Genomic DNA, 595 nt, shown 5'->3' on the forward strand with positions numbered 1-595 from the left:
GTCTTCAGCTTCTCGACCAGCGTCTTCACGTCCGGCACCTTCACACCGGCGGAGCGCCTGGGCGGCTCGGCGACTTTCAGCGTCTTCAGACGCGGCGTGACATCGACGCCGAGGTCTTCGGGCTTGAGCGTTTCCAGCGGCTTTTTCTTCGCCTTCATGATGTTAGGCAGCGTTACGTAGCGCGGCTCGTTCAGGCGCAGATCGGTCGTGACCACGGCCGGCAGCGTCAGCGACAGCGTTTCCGCGCCGCCGTCCACTTCACGCGACACCGTCGCCTTGCCGTCCGCCACGACAAGCTTCGACGCGAACGTCGCCTGCGGCAGATTCGCGAGCGCGGCGAGCATCTGGCCGGTCTGATTGGAGTCGTCGTCGATCGCCTGTTTGCCGAGGATCACCAGTTGCGGCTGCTCCCTGTCGACGAGCGCCTTGAGCAGCTTCGCGACGGCGAGCGGCTGCAGGTCTTCGTTCGATTCGATCAGGATCGCGCGATCCGCGCCGATCGCGAGCGCGGTGCGCAGCGTTTCCTGCGCCTGCGCAACACCGGCCGACACGGCGATCACTTCGGTCGCGACGCCCGCTTCCTTCAGACGCACCG

1 protein-coding gene is annotated in these 595 nt (G+C 66.1%); it reads right to left on the reverse strand.

The annotated features are described in order from the left end of the window. On the reverse strand, positions 1-595 hold a 595-nt coding region (locus F6X40_RS43795; RefSeq protein ID WP_187631913.1), incomplete at both ends, for an electron transfer flavoprotein subunit beta/FixA family protein.

This window comes from Paraburkholderia sp. UCT31, from assembly GCF_014397655.1.
Taxonomy (GTDB): domain Bacteria; phylum Pseudomonadota; class Gammaproteobacteria; order Burkholderiales; family Burkholderiaceae; genus Paraburkholderia; species Paraburkholderia tuberum.